This window comes from Vibrio chemaguriensis (genome assembly GCF_012275705.1).
In the GTDB taxonomy this organism is placed as follows: Bacteria; Pseudomonadota; Gammaproteobacteria; order Enterobacterales; family Vibrionaceae; genus Vibrio; species Vibrio diabolicus.
This window is the reverse complement of the sequence record NZ_SHOE01000006.1, coordinates 132,803-151,988: the sequence shown is the minus strand read 5'-3', so window position 1 is coordinate 151,988 and position 19,186 is coordinate 132,803. Positions and strand designations below refer to the sequence as shown.

The 19,186-nt window shown below is 43.9% G+C and carries 15 protein-coding genes; 8 read left to right on the top strand and 7 right to left on the bottom strand.

Annotation, left to right across the window (positions count from 1 at the left end; all coding sequences use genetic code 11):
- Positions 1–6 precede the first annotated feature (6 nt).
- Together EX191_RS08095 and EX191_RS08090 are read right to left on the bottom strand one after the other, a co-directional pair.
- Positions 7–2,652, bottom strand: coding sequence for a nitrate reductase (locus EX191_RS08095; protein WP_193447523.1), 2,646 nt, complete (start codon positions 2,650–2,652; stop codon positions 7–9).
- A gap of 292 nt (positions 2,653–2,944) precedes the next feature.
- The gene (locus EX191_RS08090) at positions 2,945–3,379 is read right to left on the bottom strand and encodes a GNAT family N-acetyltransferase (protein ID WP_193447522.1); all 435 of its coding nucleotides are present in this window, start codon (positions 3,377–3,379) and stop codon (positions 2,945–2,947) included.
- A 381-nt stretch (positions 3,380–3,760) separates the two neighbouring features.
- Between EX191_RS08090 and EX191_RS08085 the strand changes: the two genes are divergently transcribed.
- The 5 genes from EX191_RS08085 (at position 3,761) to EX191_RS08065 (ending at position 10,392) form a co-directional block, all read left to right on the top strand.
- A complete protein-coding gene (locus tag EX191_RS08085) occupies positions 3,761–5,017 on the top strand; it encodes an aromatic amino acid transport family protein (RefSeq protein ID WP_193447521.1) in 1,257 nt (418 codons plus the stop codon).
- 616 nt (positions 5,018–5,633) lie between these two features.
- The gene (locus EX191_RS08080; RefSeq protein ID WP_193447520.1) at positions 5,634–7,547 is read left to right on the top strand and encodes a tetratricopeptide repeat-containing diguanylate cyclase; all 1,914 of its coding nucleotides are present in this window, start codon (positions 5,634–5,636) and stop codon (positions 7,545–7,547) included.
- A gap of 7 nt (positions 7,548–7,554) precedes the next feature.
- Positions 7,555–7,896, top strand: coding sequence for a hypothetical protein (locus EX191_RS08075; protein WP_012842508.1), 342 nt, complete (start codon positions 7,555–7,557; stop codon positions 7,894–7,896).
- 249 nt (positions 7,897–8,145) lie between these two features.
- On the top strand, positions 8,146–9,924 hold the full coding sequence (locus tag EX191_RS08070) for a S8 family peptidase (RefSeq protein WP_193447519.1): 1,779 nt from the start codon (positions 8,146–8,148) through the stop codon (positions 9,922–9,924).
- A 12-nt stretch (positions 9,925–9,936) separates the two neighbouring features.
- Positions 9,937–10,392: a hypothetical protein gene (locus EX191_RS08065; protein WP_012842506.1), complete on the top strand. Its 456-nt coding sequence runs from the start codon at positions 9,937–9,939 to the stop codon at positions 10,390–10,392.
- A 147-nt stretch (positions 10,393–10,539) separates the two neighbouring features.
- Here EX191_RS08065 and EX191_RS08060 read toward each other — a convergent pair whose 3' ends face one another.
- The 3 genes from EX191_RS08060 to EX191_RS08050 all read right to left on the bottom strand — a co-directional run bounded on the left by EX191_RS08060 (position 10,540) and on the right by EX191_RS08050 (position 13,439).
- Positions 10,540–11,469 (bottom strand): SRPBCC family protein, encoded by a 930-nt coding sequence (locus EX191_RS08060; protein ID WP_193447518.1) that lies wholly within the window; start codon positions 11,467–11,469, stop codon positions 10,540–10,542.
- A gap of 88 nt (positions 11,470–11,557) precedes the next feature.
- Positions 11,558–12,799, bottom strand: a complete 1,242-nt coding sequence (locus tag EX191_RS08055; protein WP_193447517.1) for a sensor histidine kinase — start codon at positions 12,797–12,799, stop codon at positions 11,558–11,560.
- Entirely contained in the window at positions 12,771–13,439 is a 669-nt protein-coding gene (locus EX191_RS08050; RefSeq protein ID WP_005395631.1) for a response regulator transcription factor, read from the bottom strand. The genes EX191_RS08055 and EX191_RS08050 overlap by 29 nt, the downstream gene beginning before the upstream one ends.
- A 90-nt stretch (positions 13,440–13,529) precedes the next feature.
- On the opposite strand from EX191_RS08050, the gene EX191_RS08045 reads away from it, so the two are divergent.
- Entirely contained in the window at positions 13,530–14,729 is a 1,200-nt protein-coding gene (locus tag EX191_RS08045; RefSeq protein ID WP_193447516.1) for a DUF5666 domain-containing protein, read from the top strand.
- Between the two features lie 157 nt (positions 14,730–14,886).
- On the opposite strand, the gene EX191_RS08040 is transcribed toward EX191_RS08045, so the two are convergent.
- Positions 14,887–15,936, bottom strand: coding sequence for a Preprotein translocase subunit SecY (locus tag EX191_RS08040; RefSeq protein ID WP_193447515.1), 1,050 nt, complete (start codon positions 15,934–15,936; stop codon positions 14,887–14,889).
- 485 nt (positions 15,937–16,421) lie between these two features.
- Here EX191_RS08040 and EX191_RS08035 point away from each other — a divergent pair, with 485 nt between their 5' ends.
- Positions 16,422–16,883, top strand: a complete 462-nt coding sequence (locus EX191_RS08035; RefSeq protein WP_046875326.1) for a hypothetical protein — start codon at positions 16,422–16,424, stop codon at positions 16,881–16,883.
- A gap of 93 nt (positions 16,884–16,976) precedes the next feature.
- The gene (locus tag EX191_RS08030; protein ID WP_046875325.1) at positions 16,977–17,450 is read left to right on the top strand and encodes a copper chaperone PCu(A)C; all 474 of its coding nucleotides are present in this window, start codon (positions 16,977–16,979) and stop codon (positions 17,448–17,450) included.
- Positions 17,451–17,790: 340 nt separating this feature from the next.
- Here the strand turns inward: EX191_RS08030 and yegD are convergent, their stop codons facing one another.
- Positions 17,791–19,143 (bottom strand): molecular chaperone, encoded by a 1,353-nt coding sequence (gene yegD, locus EX191_RS08025; RefSeq protein ID WP_006742470.1) that lies wholly within the window; start codon positions 19,141–19,143, stop codon positions 17,791–17,793.
- Between the last annotated feature and the right edge of the window lie 43 nt (positions 19,144–19,186).

The window sequence follows — 19,186 nt, the reverse complement described above, 5'->3', positions numbered from 1 at the left end:
TATGACTTACTTTATTTGAATAGCCAGACTTTGCTGGCTCGCTTGTTGTTTGCCCTTTTGATGCTGATGGCTGTCGACCATTTGTTGGATTTGAGAGACGCACGAGCCACAGTTAGTTCCACATTTGAGTTTGTTTTGAAGTTGAGTCAGTGACGTGCAGTCTTGTTTCTCCATCGCGTCATGTATTTGTTTATCGGTGACGCGGAAACAACTACAAACCAGTTTGGCACTGCTTTGCGATTGAGTGATGGTAAGAAGCTGCGATAGCTCCATCGGCTTACCAATCAAGCCGGTAAAGTTGGTGTAGTCGGTTTGAATCGGTTCACTAGACACCACCAAAACAGAACGAATGATACGAACGTCTCCAACAAGGTCGTAATCCACCGCTAGCCAACCTTGGGCAATATCTATCGCAATTCTGCGGCTCTTTTCCGTTCGACAAAAACTCTGCTTTTTCGGTCGTTTATCGTGTGCAAAGCGCCAGATGCCCAAATTACTTTCTGCTTGAAATGCGCTGTAGAGAAACTTGCTGGAATCAAACTGTGTACCGATGAACATACCGTAGGTTTTTACCGCTGCGTCTTGCACTTCAACATAAGACGACTTAAACGCAGGTTGCCCAGAAATAGGGTCTTTTGCGCTGTTTACTATCGCGTTAACACTGCTTTCACCGCCATATCGACCCGCCCAGTGCATTGACATAAACAGCTCCTGAAAACCTAAACCTTCATCAATGGCAACTTTGGCATAAATACCGGTGTTTGAAGTAGGCTGAAACAGCTTGGTGAGTTGTCCTGCTTTTAAGCGATTTTGAGTGGCGGAGAGTGTATTCATGTACACGGTTGGCTCTAACTCAGAGGCGGCTAGGTGTGCGATATGCCCTGTACGCGTCATGGTATGCCATTGGTCACGTTGCCTGCCCGTATTGAGCCACCAGCCTTTTGTTCTTTCTAAACGCGTTGGAGATTCACTGGTCAGGACAAAACGCGCTTTACCATCTGGGTGCGAATAGATTCCATCAGCAAAAGGACGCTCTCCTCCCCATTGTGTCGGCACCCACTCTTCGTATTCTTGCTCGGTTAAGTTGGCGTATTGAGAAAGATCTAGCTTCAATGGCGAATCGGCATTCATGCCTGTCATCGCCGCATATTCCCTGAATACCGCCCGCTCAGAAGTAAATGCAAAGCCATTTTGTGTCTTTTCCAATGCACACAGAGCTTGTCCGACTTGGCTTATCGCCCACCAATCTGATTTTGCTTCACCCGAAGGTGTTTGAAACTGGCGCTGCCTTGAAAGTCGACGCTCAGAGTTGGTCACCATGCCTTGCTTCTCCCCCCAACCAGCGGCTGGCAATAAAACATCTGCATATTTAGCAACGTCCGACTCCGCGGTAATATCAGACACAATCACAAAAGGACAAGCCTCTAACGCGCGCTTAACCATCTGATTATCAGGCAAAGAAACCACGGGATTGGTTGCCATGATCCACAGAACTTTAATCTCACCACGTTCTACCGCCTCAAACAGCTCAACGGCTTTTAATCCGGGCTGAGTGGCAATTTCTGGAGAATCCCAGAACGCCTGCACTTGCTTGATAGACTCTGCGTCAAAAGCACGATGAACCGCTAATTGATTTGCCAAACCACCCACTTCTCGTCCACCCATCGCATTCGGCTGACCTGTAATAGAAAATGGCCCGCAACCTGACTTGGCAATTTTACCTGTCGCCAAGTGTGCATTAATAATGGCATTGCCTTTATCGACACCATTTTCGGCTTGGTTAACCCCTTGGCAAAACAACGTGATTGCGGTTGGGCTTTGCGCAAACCATTGGAAGAAGGTGGTCAGCTTTTCTTCTGAAATGCCAATGGAAGACGTTAAATTAGTGACATCGTAACGCAAGTCAGAAACTTCTTCTGTAAGTGCATCAAACCCGTCGGTATAGGAATTTATGTATTCAGAATCAACACATTGCTGCTCGATAAGAAACTTGAGCAGCCCATTGAAAAGTGACACATCCCCATCGTTTTTAATCGGTAGATGCAAATCGGCTTGCTGCGCTGTGACCGTTTCACGCGGGTCAATGACCACCAGCTTGAGATTAGGGTTGTTCTCTCTCGCTTGTTGAATACGTCGAAATAAAACAGGATGCGTCCAAGCAGTATTCGCACCGCAGATGATCAATAGCTCAGTCTTATCAATGTCGTCGTAATTAACAGGAACCACATCTTCGCCAAATGCTCGTACATGAGCCGCAACCGCCGAAGACATACACAAACGGGAATTGGTATCGATGTTCGCGCTACCCACATAACCTTTCATGAGTTTATTCGCGACGTAGTAATCTTCAGTAAGCAACTGCCCTGAAACATACATCGCGACAGAATCTGGTCCAAACTCCGCTTTCGCTTGATGGATCTCTTGTGCAATTAAGTCTGTGACCGACTGCCATGACACTTCTTTTTCCCTTAGCTTGGGGTAGAGCAACCTTGAAGGCATTTTTAAGCTTTCTGCTAATGCGACACCCTTTACACACAGTGAACCGGAATTGGCCGGATGAAGCGCATCTCCAATAATCTTGTTATTGCTGATTTCAATTCCGCAGCCTACTCCGCAATACGGACAAGTTGTCTTTCTACACCCTTGTGACATAACGCCTCCTACGCGACTAATCCTAAATTACAGGCAAAAAAAAGCCTCTCCCGAATCGAGAGAGGCAGCAATGCCTTTAACGCTGTTAGTACATTTTCAAAAGTAATACCCTATCCCGCTCTCGCCTGCTATAGAGAGCGGCGCATCGAGTTAACGATGAACATTTATCTCAAAGCAAACGAGGTGCCAAGATTGAAAGTCTTTAATTTACAAAACGTTAGAATGCAAATAACTATTGCAAAGTAATACCGCGCACTGATTGAGTGCAAGTTTCGTTCATTATCGTGCAGGGTTACTTTACTAATTCCATGACCAATCTAGACTCTTCGTCACCGAAATAATGCGCTTCTTCTTTTAATACTTTGAAGCCAAGGGACAGGTACAAAGACAATGCAGGCTGATTATTCGGATCGACCGTCAACTTCACACTTGAGCTCAACTTCAACGGCGCGATGGCACTTTCAATCAGAGAACGCGCAATACCCTTACCACGATGTTGAGTATCGACAGCCAGTGACATGACCCAATATTGCTGCGCATTTGTGCTTGTCGTCAGCAAAATATACCCTGCGACTTGCTCCCCCTCTTTCGCCACTAGTAAGCTTTCCCCCCAACAATCAAAAGCTTGTCGAAAGAAAAATTGAGGATAGGCATGTTCTCCAAATAAAGTATTTTCAAGCGTATACACAGCCAATAAGTCGTCTTTATGTGCAGACAGAATGTCCATTCAATAATTCCTCCTTTAACATTTGTGGCGGCAGTATATACCTAAAACTCATCTAAATGCAGGACTCATAGACCTGCCACTTGCTAGCCCTACAATATGCACCATGGCTCATTAAGTAAGAGCAAGCTTCTTTAGCATATACATCCATGATTAAGTTTTAACCACGAAATCAAAAACCACCCATTAGTAAAAATTTGAAATATAACACCAATTTATTACTCAGATATCAGATTAAAATTCTAGTTTTTAAAAAAATTCATAGTTTGATAAGTTACAACCACCCCTTATCTTCAGCATGATTCACCACACTTCCGATGTGATAACAAACACCAAAACCTATACCATTCTCCGCATTATTATTTTTATAAAAGCGAGTTTTAAGTGAAAGAATCTCGAAATGCGTTAAATTCCAGTGAATTAAACACAACAACATCTTGGTCAAAACACGATACACATTGGGTCCTTAGTCTGTTTGGAACAGCCGTTGGTGCAGGCATTCTATTTCTGCCGATCAACCTTGGTATTGGCGGGTTTTGGCCGTTAGTCGCAATGGCTGTGCTTGCTTTCCCAATGACTTATCTTGCCCACCGTGGTTTAGCTCGCTTTGTACTGTCTTCCAAGATCAAAAATGCAGACTTTACTGATGTAGTAGAAGAGCACTTTGGCGCAAAAGCGGGTCGCTCTATTTCACTGCTGTATTTTCTTTCGATCTTCCCGATCCTGTTAATTTACGGTGTCGGTATTACCAATACCGTAGACAGTTTTATGGTTAACCAAGCTGATATGGCTTCTTTGCCTCGCCCTCTGCTTTCAGGTGCACTAGTGTTTGCATTAATTGCCATTATGATGGCGGGCGAAAAAGTCATGCTACGGGCTTTTGCCATTATGGTTTACCCATTAGTGGCTATTCTTGCCTTTCTTTCATTTTACTTGATACCAAACTGGACCATGCCAATCATGGACGTCCCTGAAGCGTCTGCTTTTGCTAGCACTATGTGGTTAGCGGTTCCTGTGGTTATTTTCTCGTTTAGTCACGCGGCTGCGATTTCAAGCTTTGCAAATGTGCAACGTCGCCATTATGGCGATCAAGCGGATGCGAAATCCGAAGTAATTCTTCGACGCACTAGCATCATGTTAATTGCGTTTGTGCTTATTTTTGTCTTTTCGTGTGTATTAGCGCTGTCACCAGAGCAATTGGCTCAAGCTAAAGAACAAAACGTGTCGGTGCTGTCTTATTTAGCCAATGCAACAGACAACCCATTTATCGCAACGCTTGGTCCTTTGGTGGCTTTTGTTGCTATCACTTCCTCTTTTCTTGGGCACTTTTTAGGTGCACGCGAAAGCTTAAATGGTTTAATTACTAAACACTCTAAACTGTCTGAAAAGCGAGTTGATCGTATCAGCGTTGCAGTACTTTTCTTTTCTATCTGGGCAGCAGCGATCATGAACCCAAGCATTCTTGGTATGATGGAAGCGTTGTCAGGGCCTGTTATCGCGATGATCTTATTTATTATGCCAATGTTAGCGGTATACAAAATCGATGCATTGAAACAATATCGTGGGAATGGCTCAACTTACTTTGTTTTAACTGCGGGCATTGTAGCGGTAAGTGCATTGATTTTTAGCTTCTTCAGCTAAAAAGTAGTTATTAGGTTGGATTTTCAGGGGAATACCTTATACGAGATTAAGGTGATTCCCTGAATTTTCTTACTCTTAAGCGGGTAACCATCGTTACCATTGACTCTTAGATAAGAGCAAAAACGCCCGCAATCATAAGCACTGAAGCGATACAAGTGCGGCCAATAATACCGAAGTGTGAAGGTTGAATCATTTCATTATGCATAGTTAATCTCCTGTTTATTATAAAAGCCATTTTTTATTGGCTTAATAACACTATGTCTAATATCGAGTTTTTTAACAACCCATACAAACATTAAATATTTATGACAGAAAGATAATTTTTTAGCGAACCAGCCATCTTTCGAGATGCGAATCGCACCGACTAAATGATGAAACTTACACCACTAACAATGTTCGACACACTAGATTCGTCGTACTGTTTATCTTGTCGTTAAATCAATCTTTCCATTTTTGAACAGATTTATCATTATAAATCATAATATTAGCCTCACCTTTCGCGAAGCTTTCTTCACAAGCCGTTTATAACTCGGAATCCATCCGCACTTAGCCAATAAGAAGTGATAGACTTACCTAGTATTAGGGTTAAACGAGATCACATTTTATTAATAAGCTCATGCACTTTCCGATTAAAACGCTAACTTGCGCGCTGTTCTCAGTACTTGGATTCTTCTTCCATCCAACCCATGTACTTGCCAACACAGAAAAACAGGGCTATCTGGAAGAACACATTTCTCCTCAAAGCAGCTCCATGCTCAATCTCTATTTTCGTTCAATGGGTAAGCCGCGCTCAATTGAAGAAGATGAATTAGTTGCGCCACAGAATGCGTCAGCGGAATCTCTTGCCCTTTATTACTTTGCGCGCCTTTACCTAAAGCGCTACGAAGGCGTTCCGCTGCCCAAAGATATGCCTGATTTAATTGAGTTTGGGAAAGCGCATCATTTACCATGGGTAGTCGCTGAAGCACAGCTTAATAAAGCGGTAACCATGATTGAACTAGACGACAATTGGAATGCAGAACTTGTACTCCATGACATCATCGCTGAAGCCCGCGATCTCGGCTATTTAGCGCTAGAAGGAAGAGCATATCGCTGGCTAGGGAACTTAGAGGTTTCACGGAATCAACTACGTAGCGGACTCAAGTATTACCGAACCGCCTATGAGTTGTTAGAGAGAACCGTATTTGAAATGCAAGTTGCCATGACGCTGAATAACATCGGTACCGTCTATATCGATGCATCCGATTGGGCTCGCGCCAGTAGCTACCTTACGCAAGCACTCGATACCTATTTAAACAGCGAATATCAATATGACAACAGCCTTTTCATTGGGGTTATCTACGCAAACTTAAGTATTGTTCACTTAAGCAGTGGAGATAGCGAAAAGGCAGAATACTATTTTAATGAAGCAATCCGACTCTCAATGCAAACGGGGTCAGACGTCATCAAACACTATTCATTATCCAGCTTCTCACAAATGTTAAGTTCGATAGGGAAAATTGATGAAGCGTTGATGGTTGCACAGCGTTGCGTAGCTCTCCCTATCACGGGAAACGTAGAGGCGAAGAAAATGCCTTGTTATGAAGCATATGCAGAAGCATACCTCGCAGATGAACAATACGATAAAGCTATTTCGACAGCTATCAACGTACTTGAGCAAACTAAATCAACCGATGAGCTAGAAATACGACAGCGCATTGATATGCTGTCGGTCCTAGTAAACGCGAATCAAACCCTTAATAATTTTGAAGCGGCTTTTCGTTACTTAACTCAATTAAGAGAGCTAGAAGCTGAATTTTCTCATCATATTCACGGCGAAGAGATGATTAACATTAAGTTTGACCTCGAAGCTAAGTTAGCTCAAAAAGAACTCAAGCTACTAGAAACGAAAAATGCGTTGCAAGCCTCAGAGCTGCGCTCACAACGCTATAGAGAAATGTTCTACTTTATCGCTATCGCAGCGATTGGTGTCGTTGGCTTTCGTTACGTACTGCGCGTTAGGCGTATTAATAAGGCACTCACTCAAGAAAATACTACCGATCCATTAACTCAACTGCACAACCGTCGCTACCTTCCCATTTGGCTGGATAAAATGGCTCGTAGAAGCCCAGATAGAACGTTTGCCTTAGCCGTATTAGATATCGATCATTTTAAAACGTTTAACGATGAATATGGGCATGATATTGGCGACAAGATGTTAATGCATATTGCCAGGTTATTTAATGAATCGACTCGCTCTGGGGACCTACTCATCCGTTGGGGTGGAGAGGAGTTTGTCTTATTATTTGAAGTAAACAGAACTGAAGATTGCGCTAAATTCTTGGATCGATTGAGATATATCGTGGAAAACACGCCACTAGTGGTTGACTCTAAGTCATTAAACGCGACAATTTCTCTCGGGGCTGTCGACAGACTGTCCGTAAAAACTATTCAACAAGAATGGGATCAATGGTTTTTCTTCGCAGATCAAGCTTTGTATGACGCAAAGCAAGCAGGAAGAAATCGCTTCGTTATTCACCCGACGTCATAAGAGCAAAATGAAAAAAATCCTAACCATCGCTATTTTTGCGCCTGCACTTCTCACTGCGTGTAGTAACCATCAAGCCTCTCAACTGGGAATGCGCAGCAGCAGTGTTAACGTATATGCCCAGCAAATGAGTAACACTCAGTTGTGCGAGACCCTCTACTACAACCGTGCAACCAACCAAACCAAAGTTGCGATTGGCGCTGAGTTTAACCGACGTGGTTTAAACAAGAAGTGGTGTGATAGTGAGTTCAATAAGCTATACATCAAAAAGTGGATTGATAACGTGTTACCCAAAGAAAAGGCCAAACCGAAGAAACCAATGGCGACAATTCAACCAGCTTCAACTAAATAATCCTTCCTCTCAAAGCAGACAGTACGACCGTATTTTCTGCTTTTTACTTTTCATGCATGCGCTATTCGACATTAAAAAACCCTATAATTTCAGTGAATTAACACTGACTCATGTTGTTCGTCGAACTTTTGACGTAAACAAGTTGTAAATGGTTTTCGTCCTTATTCTTTGTCGTTAGCTTTGTTTATTCCTGTTAGAGGAATATGAAACAGGAGCTAAAAAATTCCAAACAAAGACATGAGGTCAAAAATGGAAATACGCATTAACCGCCTATTTGCTGCTATGTTGGCAGTAGGCATTGCACCTGCCGTCTCGGCGTTTGATCCACTCTATTCTGAACAATGGCACTTAGACAACACAGGGCAAACTGCTTTTGCAGCTAACCCAGCTGTTGCTGGGAACGACCTAAACACCAAGCTCACTCAAGCAATGGGTATTGCGGGTATTGGTGTAAAAGTCGCGGTCATTGATTCTGGAGTGCAGATCGATCACCCAGATCTTGCAGGTAATATAGTTACAGGTAGCAGAAACTTCGTCGAAGACTCTTCTTTCCCATTAAGTTATCCGGTTGATACCAATGGTCACGGCACTGCTGTAGCCGGTTTGATCAGCGCAGTCGGCAACAATGGTGAAGGTGGACGCGGTGTTGCTTCTCACTCTTCTCTTATTGGTTTTAACTGGTTAGCCAACCAGACATTAGAAGGCTGGCTAATCTCTCACGGCATGGACCCAGCCACACGCGATGTTCGTGTATTTAACCAAAGCTATGGTTTCAGCCCGATCAACCCAATAACTTTTGATGAAAGCGATCCTCAACTTAAACTTGAAATGGACGTGATAAAAAATGTCAGTGAGAGTAACTCATGGGGACGCGGTGCTGTATTTGTTAAGTCAGCCGGCAATGGTTATCGCTATTTCAATGCGGGAAGATTCTTCGTATTACCAAATAACTTCTTTGCTGGTGGAGACAACCAAGGCTTGCCGATGCACAACTCCGCTCAGTCTTATGACAACGCCAACTATTTTAATTTAATCACCAGTGCACTACGTGCGGATGGCACGCGAGCGAGTTACTCATCGGTGGGATCTAACGTATGGGTTGCCGCACCAGCAGGTGAATATGGGCAAGACTTCCCTGCCATGGTCACCACCGATTTGATGGGTTGTGAAGAAGGGCAAAATACCAGCGACGGCCTTGGTATCAATGGCTTACACGGCGGTACGGAGCTAGACCCGAACTGTAACTATACCAGTACAATGAACGGAACCTCGTCGGCTGCGCCAAACACGTCCGGTGCCATCGCGGCAATCATGTCCACAAATCATGCACTTTCTGCTCGTGATGTACGTGCTTTGCTAGCAGAGACAGCAAAAGTAACGGATAAAACGCATCCAGGCGTACAACTTGAATTTACTAACCACAAAGGTGAACAGGTTAGCTACGAGGCCATTTCTCCTTGGCAGAAAAACGCTGCAGGCGTAGATTTCCATACTTTTTATGGCTTCGGCGCTGTCGATTTGGATGAAGCAATGCAACGTGCTCGCATGACAAATCGTGTTTTACCGCCTCAAGTTATTACGCCTTGGGTTAATAATGCTAAAGAAGTCAGTGTACCCGATGCGAGTCTGGCTGGCGGTTCATCAAGTATCGCCATTGCCGATGATCTGAAGGTAGAATCCGTTCAAGTGAAATTGACATTAGACCACTCTCGCCTGCCCGACTTAGCTATCGAGCTCGTTTCGCCATCAGGGACTCGTTCCGTTTTGCAAACACCACGTAATGGTCTTGTTGGTCAATCTCTTGACCCAACGATTACTGGCTACAAAGACCAATTAATGTTGTCTAACCAGTTCTATGGCGAAGATGCAAAAGGCGAATGGACATTACGAGCAATAGATACGAATGGCGACGAAGTCTTTTCTTACATTGCATATTTTAACTCTTCAACCATCTATGATGTTCCGATGGCAAACAACACTCAGCCAGGTGTTATTAAGAACTGGTCGATGCGCATCTTTGGACACTAAGGAGTCAATTACATGAAATACATATCATTTTCTATGCTGGCTCTTTCTATGATGACGGCTAGCGCATACGCTGAGCAACAACTCTCTCAACAACCCGCACCTGAACTGTTCGTGCCTTCAGAAGCGGTTGAGATTAATGGCCAAGATTATCGCAAGGTGCAAACGGGTACAGCTAGGAGCCTATCCGAAGAAGTAAAGCTTCAAGCCGGTGATGAAGTGTTTAAGAATGCATTTAGCAATGTATCCAAGGCCACTGGACTGGTTTACATCACGGTAAACAACCCTAACGAAGCGAAAGCGGTCGCCAAAGAGCTAAAGCTGGAAGTTGTCTTCGCAGAGGGAGAATCTGCGGTGTTAAAAGCATCTCAAGATCAAGATCTACTGAGCATTAGCGACTATCTAAACGCAGACAGCCGGGTAAAAGCGTCTAAAATTGAACTAAACAGCGGTAAGTACCGTGCACAATAATTCTCTAGCAAGAGAAGTTGGCTGATAAAACCATGCCTCGGCAATTGCTGAGGCATTTTTATAGGTGGGTATAGAAACCCTCTTTTTCTTTTGTTGATTACTACGGAACTAGCATGATATTTAGAGGAGCGTGTCCGGCTGCGCCTGTCATTTCTTAAATAAAATAACTTCGGTTCTTAGTTTATCCTGCGTGGTTTCTTGCGAGTTATCTAAGTAGCGCTCAATCCCTAATGGACTGGTTTTGGCTTTCATACCACTCTGACGAACCAAGTTCATCGCTAAAGCCCATGCATTTCCCAAAAACTGATATTCCCCACGGTGCTCGACGACGAATGTTTCACTCTCAGGTATGGTACCGGAAACCGCTCCCTCAGGCGCAGTTACTGCGTTATCAAGTGGCAAGCAAGTGATAAACTCAAACGTGCCTGTCTGCATATCCATCGACTGGTAATAACAAAATAACTCGCCGTTCACAGATAAGCCCTTGTCATCAACTATCTGCTTTAACTTGTGAACTTGTTCTTCTATTACCGGACCTAATTCTGGAATGGTGGCCTCGCCTTTTATTCCGATGTAATGAACCTGAGGCTGGGTTCGATTACCAATTTCAACCAAGTCTGATAGCACTTGTCCGGTTTCAAGTTTGCTTTTGAGCATGCGTAGCCCACGTTGATAATCCACCTCTATCATCGACTTAAACATACTTTTCAAAAAGAACAGGTACCAAGGAACGCGTGATTGCATTTGCCATTCGACTAAACAACCATTTTGTGACGGCGTCACTATTAGAGTTACCTTTCCGTGACTCTTGATTGGGCGAAAGAAATGAAGCTCCATATCTAACCGATGTTCTTGAGTGCTTTCCAATACAATGGCACCAGTTCCAATACGCTGACCATTCCATTGGTAACCAGCTCCAACGTGACCTTGATTATCACTGAATGTCAGCTCGCAGCTCGGTTCAAGAATGATCCAAGGTGACCAATCAGGCCAGTTATTAAAATCCTTGAGATAGCCAATAATCTCGCTTTGATTCTTATTAATTTCAATACTTCTGCTGACCTGATAAGAAAGCATAACGGTTCCTCAAGTTTCCGCGTCACTAACTTCAGTCTAATTCAAATTCCAGTTTTTTCTTGTTTGACTGTGGGTTAGACGCACAAAGCTAGGAACAGAATTCCACTTTCGCACTAAATCGAACACCATCATCGTCCAGTATTAACGCCCATCCCATCCGTTCACATATGCGTTGTACGATAACAAGCCCACAACCGTAGCCGGCGTTGTATGTCTCGTTACCATCGTGACGATTCAGGATCTTAAGAGCATGACCATCCAACTCAATCTCAATATCTCCCACACTATAGCTAAAGGCATTTTTAATCAGATTGTTGATTACAATGGTCACAAAACTCTCTGGTGCCTTCACGACACCACTATGTTGTTCGTGCAAAGCGTAATTCGAATCTTGCTTGGCAAATAAAGGAGCTAGCTCTTCCAACTGTTTTTGTAAACAAGTGAGAAGCTGATGCTCTCCGTAATGCTGAGGCTCTATTTTCTCTTTACCGAGCAAGAGAAACGCTTCTGTTAGTACGCGCATGTCTTCACAAGCTGACTGCATTCTCGCGATGGCTTTTTGCGCGACTCGAGGTTGTTCTGGGATACGCGTTAGAATGTCTGTTGAGCCTTTGATCACCATGATTGGCGTTCTCAACTCATGCGATGCAAAACGACTAAATTCTTGTTCTCGTTTGAAATAGCCTGCGATATCGTTTTTATTATCCAGCAAAGTTTGCTCTATTTGGCGTGTCTCGCTGAACTTAGTTTCAACTTGGAAAGCGGGTTGATCCGGTGACATTTGGCTGATTTTGTCTTCGATTTGCGCGAGTGGTCGAGACAATATTCGCACCATATAAATGCCATACCCGACCATAACAAATGAAAATAAGCCACCGAGCAGTAGCGTAAACTGATGCAGCGAACTTTCGTATTCGTCGAGGTAATCATCGGAGTCATCTTGAAACACAATGTACATAAGCCCCTTCCCTGAGGGGTGTTTCAATACGACAAAGTGTTTGTCTTCTTCACCAAGCAGATATTCGTAAAAACCGGGCGAAGTAAAAGAGAGCAACCAATCCGGTGTCGGTGCTTCACTCCAATATGAGTTGAACTCCAATACGTTTGGCAATGGCGCATCCCAGCCCTGTTTCTCGAAATTCTCACTATAAAGCGCAGCTTCAGTATCAAGCCAGTGATGTAAACTCAGCACTTCAAGTTTGTTTTCTGCCACATAAATCAGCGACCAAAAAAGAGTAAACATCACAAGCGTCATCACCCCAAAACCCCAACGGATCTTGCGATAAATACTTGGATATTCGTTATGCTTTAAGTCGGTAACCTTGTCCATGAATAGTCTCTAATCGTGATTCTTCAAAACCTTTGTCTAACGCGGTTCTTAAACCATAAATATGGCTACGAAGTGCATCACTTCCGGGTGGTTCGTCTCCCCACACACTATCGATCACTTCTGTGCGCGAAACCGATGCTGGAGCACGTTGGAGAAGTAACTTTAAAATCTTGGTTTGAATTCGGCTCAGCTTAATTTCTTTGTCTTTTCTCGTCACTTTGCCTGTGCGCGCATCTAAACAAATGTCCGCAAACTTGAGCGTGCCAATATCTTGCCTTGGACCGCGATTAGCCAAAGCATGAACACGCAAACTAAGCTCTTCCATCGCAAATGGCTTCATTAAATAGTCATCGCCTCCCGCTTTAAATGCCGCGATTTTGTCATCTAACGTATCTTTTGCGGTTAGGAAGAGGATTGGCGTTCCACAGAGCTGATCTTGTCGAAGTTTCTGTACCGTACTAATGCCATCGAGCTTAGGCATCATGATATCCATGATGATTACATCGTAATGATTATCCTCGATTAGCTTCAGTGCGGCCTCACCATGATACGCACAATCGATAATCATGCCTTCAAGCTCAAGATAGTCCGCAATCGTCTCCGAGACATTGTGGTTGTCATCTACAATTAAAATTTTCATAAAAATCACATTTCTTCACGATCTCTTCACGATATGCCCAATAAGATACAGGCAATTTCCTAAACTAGCTCGTAAATTGAGGTTAATACAATGAAAAAACTCGCTCTTATTTCTGTAGTAGGTTTGGCATTGTCTGGTTGTGGTGGTTCAGGTGGTGGCAGCAATAGCGATAGCACACCAACTCAACCAGTAGTGAAACCAAGTGTAGCGATTGGCTCTGTTGAAGCGGTCAACGCTGAAGAAAACACGTTAACCGTCAATGGATATACATACCATGTTTCTGGGGTGGTTTATGGCGATACATCAATGCAATTGGCCGATGTAGAACCAAAAATGATGGTTCAAGTAGGAACAGATGTTCGTAAAGCGTCTGACGATGGCTTCTTAGTAACACTTGAGCCAACCATTACCGGACGTGTTACAGCAATTGATTATGTGAAGAAAACATTTGCGGTAAACGGCGTAGATCTGCAGTTTGACGGTTTAAGTGATGATATAGAGATCAACGACTGGGTGATGGTGTCATCCTTGCCGACTGCTGATGCGGGTTATCGAGTGTTGTCTGTGGTCGAAATCGACGTAGATAACGATTACCCAACTCTTGGAAGCTACTACGAACTGGAAGGTCGCATTACTAGTATCGATGAAAATGCTGGCACGTTTAAGCTTGGTACAAATATAACCGTATCTTACGACAACATTAGCCAACTTAGCATCGGTCAATGGGTGGAAGTAGAAGGTGAAATGCAAAACGGCATCTTCATGGCAAATGAGGTAGAAGTTGAAGGCTACGACGTCATAAGCAATGACAGCGATGTGGAAGGCATCGTGACTTGGGTTGCAAATGATTACAGTGAGTTTTCATTAAACTACCGAGGTGCATTCTTCATCGATAACGCAACACGATTTGAAGATGGCAGCAAAGCGAACCTAAAACAAGGCCAAGAAGTGGAAGTAACGTCTGTCATGAAAAATGGCAAACGCATCGCTACCATTATTGAGTTTGAGCAACCAGACTTTGACGATAACAACCAATGGCAAGGTAAAGAATTTGAATGTGAAGGATACGTATCAAACTACGATGTTGAAGCAAGAACATTTGACATCGAGCGTTGCGAAAACGACGCAGATCAATTGCTAAACAACACTACCGTTGTGATTGATGCACAAACACGCTTCCAAGGCATCGAAGAACTTAACCTAAATGGTGCTCGTGTCGAAGTCGATGGTGTAATCATCAACGACCAAAATATTGCCCGTGAAGTGGAGTTGGACGTTTACGACAACTGATCCCTTCTACACTAAAGAAAAAGTGTCACTTCGGTGGCACTTTTTTGTTTTTCTATTTTTAAATCCTCTCTCTTCTTTTGGCTCACTTTAGTAGCGAAACCTTACAGTAAAAAAGAGCGCCGATTGACGCTCTTTTCGATCTCTAATTGATAACCAATTATGCGGCCTCTGTCTGACCTATCCAATGATAATGGTGGTTGGCTTTTTTACCCACTAAACCGAGCTCTGCCAATTCCTCAAACACCTTGTCTACCTCTTCCGCAGATAGCCTAAATTGTTTTGCAACGGCTTTTTTAGTGCACGTAATTTGATGCGTTTTAAGTGCATCGCTCACTTGCTCTAACAAAGTTTTCGGTTCTTTTGGCTCTTCAGGCTCCGGCGTTACTGGTATTTCTTGCTCTTCTTCCTCTTTGATATGAGGAAGATACCCCACTGGCTCTGGTTCGATATCGCGAACCGTTTTCAGTATCATGCCCTCATTTCGGCGGTAGAAATGTCGAAACCGTTGCTCTTCACCAATCAGGCCGACAAAAAATGCAGCAAAGAAATCCAACAGAATCGAAAGAAATACAACCAAGCCAAGCTGAGCTTGCTGAGAGGTGGTACCAAATGCGTTGGCTAGGCTATCAATCAAACCAATCACTGAGCCTTGCGTGACCGGTGGCAAATTATCACGTTCCATAGCCAAGCGTTGCTGCTCTTCGCGTAAGGTTTTGTTTTGCTCCTGAATGCGAGTTACACCGGTCGCGATACGCTCCATCTCGATGTATTTCTGCGCTGCCATATTGTTGAGCTCAATCTGTTTATCGATTGCCGCAATTTGGCGATTAAACGCTTCCACTTTCGCCTGCTCTACCGAAATATGACTTTGTGCGCTGTTTGTTGCACTGTTAATGCCACCAATACTACCGCCAATGGAGATCGCAGCTAAGACTAAATAAAACACGAGAGCGGTGGCCGCCCCTGTATAGTTGCGATGGGCTCGGCGCTCACCGTATTCATACCAAGCGTAGAACTTACCCGCTTCAAAAATAATCGCTAAACCACCAAATAAGGTTTGCATCATCGGGTTTTCGTCGATCGACAAAAACAGCAATAGAGAAAAAATAGTCGATGCTAAAATCGCAGCACCAGTGAATGCGTATACACTCACCATGGCAAATCGACCTTTAGGGTATCGATATCCAATCTGTTGTTCGTATTTCATTTGAGAAATTTCTTAAGATTAATCGCCCCTCCGACTAAGTAGGACGGACGTTCTGGCATGTACAAAGGAGCGCAGAATACCGTATCCTTTATTAAATTACTGTCATAATTCCGTTAATGGAAAACAAGTGAAGATTCGGTGTGCATTTTGAATCGATATCAGCCAAATCTAGCACGTAAAAACATCACTTCGGCACCCACTAACCGAAGTTTCAGTGACATATAGGAGAGATTAATTCAGTATCTTCAAAAGCGACTAGGCAAGACAGACAAGCTGAATTGGAGGTTATGAATGCAAGCCGAATCAAGACATGCCATCTGCCGTAACACGTTGCTTTAAATCGTAAAGAGCCAAGCTATTAAAGCGTTAAAAATAGGCAATAAAACAAATAATGCACACTTGCATCACCTTTTAGTAAACTGATAATTACATTGTTTGGTTAATTTGTTAGTATCCCGCGCCGAAGAAGATAAGCACTCAATTGTATGGAAAACACTCTAATACAGCATAAACACCATCGCTTGCACGCTATTGCGGTTATTATCGCGGTGTTGTTTCAGTTGTATTTAGCGTCCACAGCGACTCTTAACCCAACACAAGTTCACAGCACAACCTGGCTTAACAAAGTTCAAAGTGAAAAGGTCTTACTGTGTACCGCAGATGGTTTCAAATGGGTGGATATCAATACGCTGATTGAAGCTAACGCTCAACCTTCTTCTACGCTCATTCAAGATCTTAATTTACATGAAGGCTTTCAGTTTGAATGTCCGCTTCTTCAAGCGGTTCAATTCTTTCTTTTGGTTGCGATTGGGCTATACCTGACTACCATCCATTGGCAGCGCCGAGTCAAGAAAGCTCTGACGCCTTACCGATTTTCAAAATGCGATAAGCTCGTTTACAAACACATCGCGCCTAAGCACTCTCCGCCGAGTGTTTTTCCTGCCTAACAGGCATCTAATCATTAACAACTTTATTCAAAAATAACGATGACTCTGTTTGTTGTCCATTCAGAGAAGCTATTCATTCAAAAGGAAAAACACATGCTTAAATCATTAAAAACCGCCGCTATCGCGCTTATTGCTGTCATCGCTAGCCCACTGAGTTTAGCGCACGATTATGAAGCAGGAAAAATTCATATCGACCATCCATGGAGCCGCGAAGCGCCACCAAACGCACCTGTTATCGGTGGTTTTTTTCAATTAACCAACCACGGTGACAGTGAAGATGCATTGATCGCAGCAGAAAGCCCAATCGCAGGACATGTCGAAATTCACACGCATAAGAAAGAAGATGGTGTGATGAAAATGATTAAGATTGACGAAGTGCGCGTTCCCGCCAATGACTCAGTGTTGTTTAAGCCAGGCAGCTTCCATTTAATGATTTTCAATCCAACACAAGCGCTCAAAGAAGGTGACCGCTTCCCTATGACGTTAACATTCAAAAACGCGGGTAAAGTGGAAGTAGAAATGGCGGTTGAAAAACAAGGACACATGGAAAAACACATGCACCATTAATGACGTAAACAAAAATGCCCGCTGATTTAGCGGGCATTTTTATTTCAGCTTAGTAGAAATCATTATTCCGATAGATCATAACCCGATTCTTCAGAAGAATAGCAGCGAGTAGCGCTTAGCGAGACGAAGTCATATACATAACAGCATGCTCGGACAATAAATTCTGAATCACGCTCGTCCCTCATTGTTCAGAATGACATTGAAAGATTTAAGAACCCTAACAAGGTTCCCTACTCGCATGAAACTCAATCTCTCAGCGAAGTCTTCCAACCATCATTTGATAAGCCTAAGCGAAGTCATAAATTTGGTAACAATGCCCATAGCGCAATTAGTTTTCTTTCTACTTGAAACAGACCTCAGCCCAACGAGCTAGGCCAGCAGTTACCGAGCCAAAATAATTTCCACTTACGACCGGAATATTTGGCAGTACGGTTTGCACCGCATCGCGCAAAATTGGCGAGCGTGCCGAACCACCAGTCATAAAGATAGCATCGGGTTTCACCCCAGCTTGCTCTACCGCTTCTGTCACCAACGCCGTCATTTTATTCTTCGGCGACTGAATCGCTTCGATCATTTCGTCTCGTTGCACATCGACTTCAATCAGTTCTGACAGTAAGTTGATGCCAGTTCGGTAAGAAGCTTGTTCTGAAAGCGCCACTTTCGCTTCTTCGGCACGGCGAACAATGTTGTAGCCTAAAGACTCATGATACACCTCTAGCAAACGAGCAAGCTTTTCTGGCTCTTGAGCCTGCTTTTGAAGCAACTTCAACGCGGATAGGTTCTCTCGCGAATAGAAATCACTCTGCGCTTCTACATTGTTGATTGCTATCGGGTTCCAGAATTGGGTGGTCGGCATCACAATACCTGACTCCATTTTGCTTTCCATGCCAAACGGGAACATGAGCTGCTTAAATGCTAACGCGATATCAAGATCATTCCCGCCGACGCGCTGGCCACTATGAGCTAACAAGCTTGCGGTCCTATCCGCTTTGCCACGCCAAGACGGCCCCATTTGAATCAACGAGCAGTCCGTTGTACCACCGCCAATATCGACCACTAGAATGGTTTTGTCTTCGCTGAGTGTCGCTTCATACTCTAGGCCCGCCGCGACTGGCTCAAACTGAAACTCCACATTTTGGAAGCCCGCACGTTTCGCTGCCCGCAACAAAATACGTTCAGCCTGAATGTTAGCCGTTTCACCGCCACGCCCATGGAAGTTAATTGGCCGGCCGATAACAGCATCGGTAATACTTTGCTGCGCATCGTTTTCGGCTTGCGACTTAATATTGTCCATCATCGCGCAGACAAGATCTTCGAAGAAAGCCAATTGCACGTCACGCAAACCAGAAGCGCCAAGAAAAGACTTCGGCGACTTTACGTAATAGATATCACGAGGATCTTCCAAATAAAGATTAAGCGCCGCCTGACCAAATGCAATGTCGTCAGATTCGAGATCAATACTTTCTTCTCTGTTTAAATTGATTGCCCGGCGTAAAACCTGCTCACCAACTTGATCTAATGGTTTAATATCTCGATGGCGAAATAAGTGCTCGGATACCGATTCACGAGTCGGTGCAGCAAGGGTGGAAGGAATAAATGGACTGCTCCCTTCTAGGTTAAGCATTACTGGCTCACCCGATTCCATTTTTGCCACTGAACAGTTTGCAGTGCCATAGTCAAAGCCGATAAACATAGTTCCTCCCACTAATAAGGGCCTGTAGACCGTTAAAAAGCCG

What these genes read in the sequence shown, in the direction of transcription:
- EX191_RS08050 (WP_005395631.1), bottom strand. Translation starts at nt 13,439, where the DNA reads ATGAAAATTTTAATTGTAGATGACAACCACAATGTCTCGGAGACGATT.
- EX191_RS08040 (WP_193447515.1), bottom strand. Translation starts at nt 15,936, where the DNA reads ATGAAATACGAACAACAGATTGGATATCGATACCCTAAAGGTCGATTT.
- EX191_RS08095 (WP_193447523.1), bottom strand. Translation starts at nt 2,652, where the DNA reads ATGTCACAAGGGTGTAGAAAGACAACTTGTCCGTATTGCGGAGTAGGC.
- EX191_RS08080 (WP_193447520.1), top strand. Translation starts at nt 5,634, where the DNA reads ATGCACTTTCCGATTAAAACGCTAACTTGCGCGCTGTTCTCAGTACTT.
- EX191_RS08065 (WP_012842506.1), top strand. Translation starts at nt 9,937, where the DNA reads ATGAAATACATATCATTTTCTATGCTGGCTCTTTCTATGATGACGGCT.
- EX191_RS08075 (WP_012842508.1), top strand. Translation starts at nt 7,555, where the DNA reads ATGAAAAAAATCCTAACCATCGCTATTTTTGCGCCTGCACTTCTCACT.
- EX191_RS08060 (WP_193447518.1), bottom strand. Translation starts at nt 11,469, where the DNA reads ATGCTTTCTTATCAGGTCAGCAGAAGTATTGAAATTAATAAGAATCAA.
- EX191_RS08055 (WP_193447517.1), bottom strand. Translation starts at nt 12,799, where the DNA reads ATGGACAAGGTTACCGACTTAAAGCATAACGAATATCCAAGTATTTAT.
- yegD (WP_006742470.1), bottom strand. Translation starts at nt 19,143, where the DNA reads ATGTTTATCGGCTTTGACTATGGCACTGCAAACTGTTCAGTGGCAAAA.
- EX191_RS08070 (WP_193447519.1), top strand. Translation starts at nt 8,146, where the DNA reads ATGGAAATACGCATTAACCGCCTATTTGCTGCTATGTTGGCAGTAGGC.
- EX191_RS08030 (WP_046875325.1), top strand. Translation starts at nt 16,977, where the DNA reads ATGCTTAAATCATTAAAAACCGCCGCTATCGCGCTTATTGCTGTCATC.
- EX191_RS08090 (WP_193447522.1), bottom strand. Translation starts at nt 3,379, where the DNA reads ATGGACATTCTGTCTGCACATAAAGACGACTTATTGGCTGTGTATACG.
- EX191_RS08035 (WP_046875326.1), top strand. Translation starts at nt 16,422, where the DNA reads ATGGAAAACACTCTAATACAGCATAAACACCATCGCTTGCACGCTATT.
- EX191_RS08045 (WP_193447516.1), top strand. Translation starts at nt 13,530, where the DNA reads ATGAAAAAACTCGCTCTTATTTCTGTAGTAGGTTTGGCATTGTCTGGT.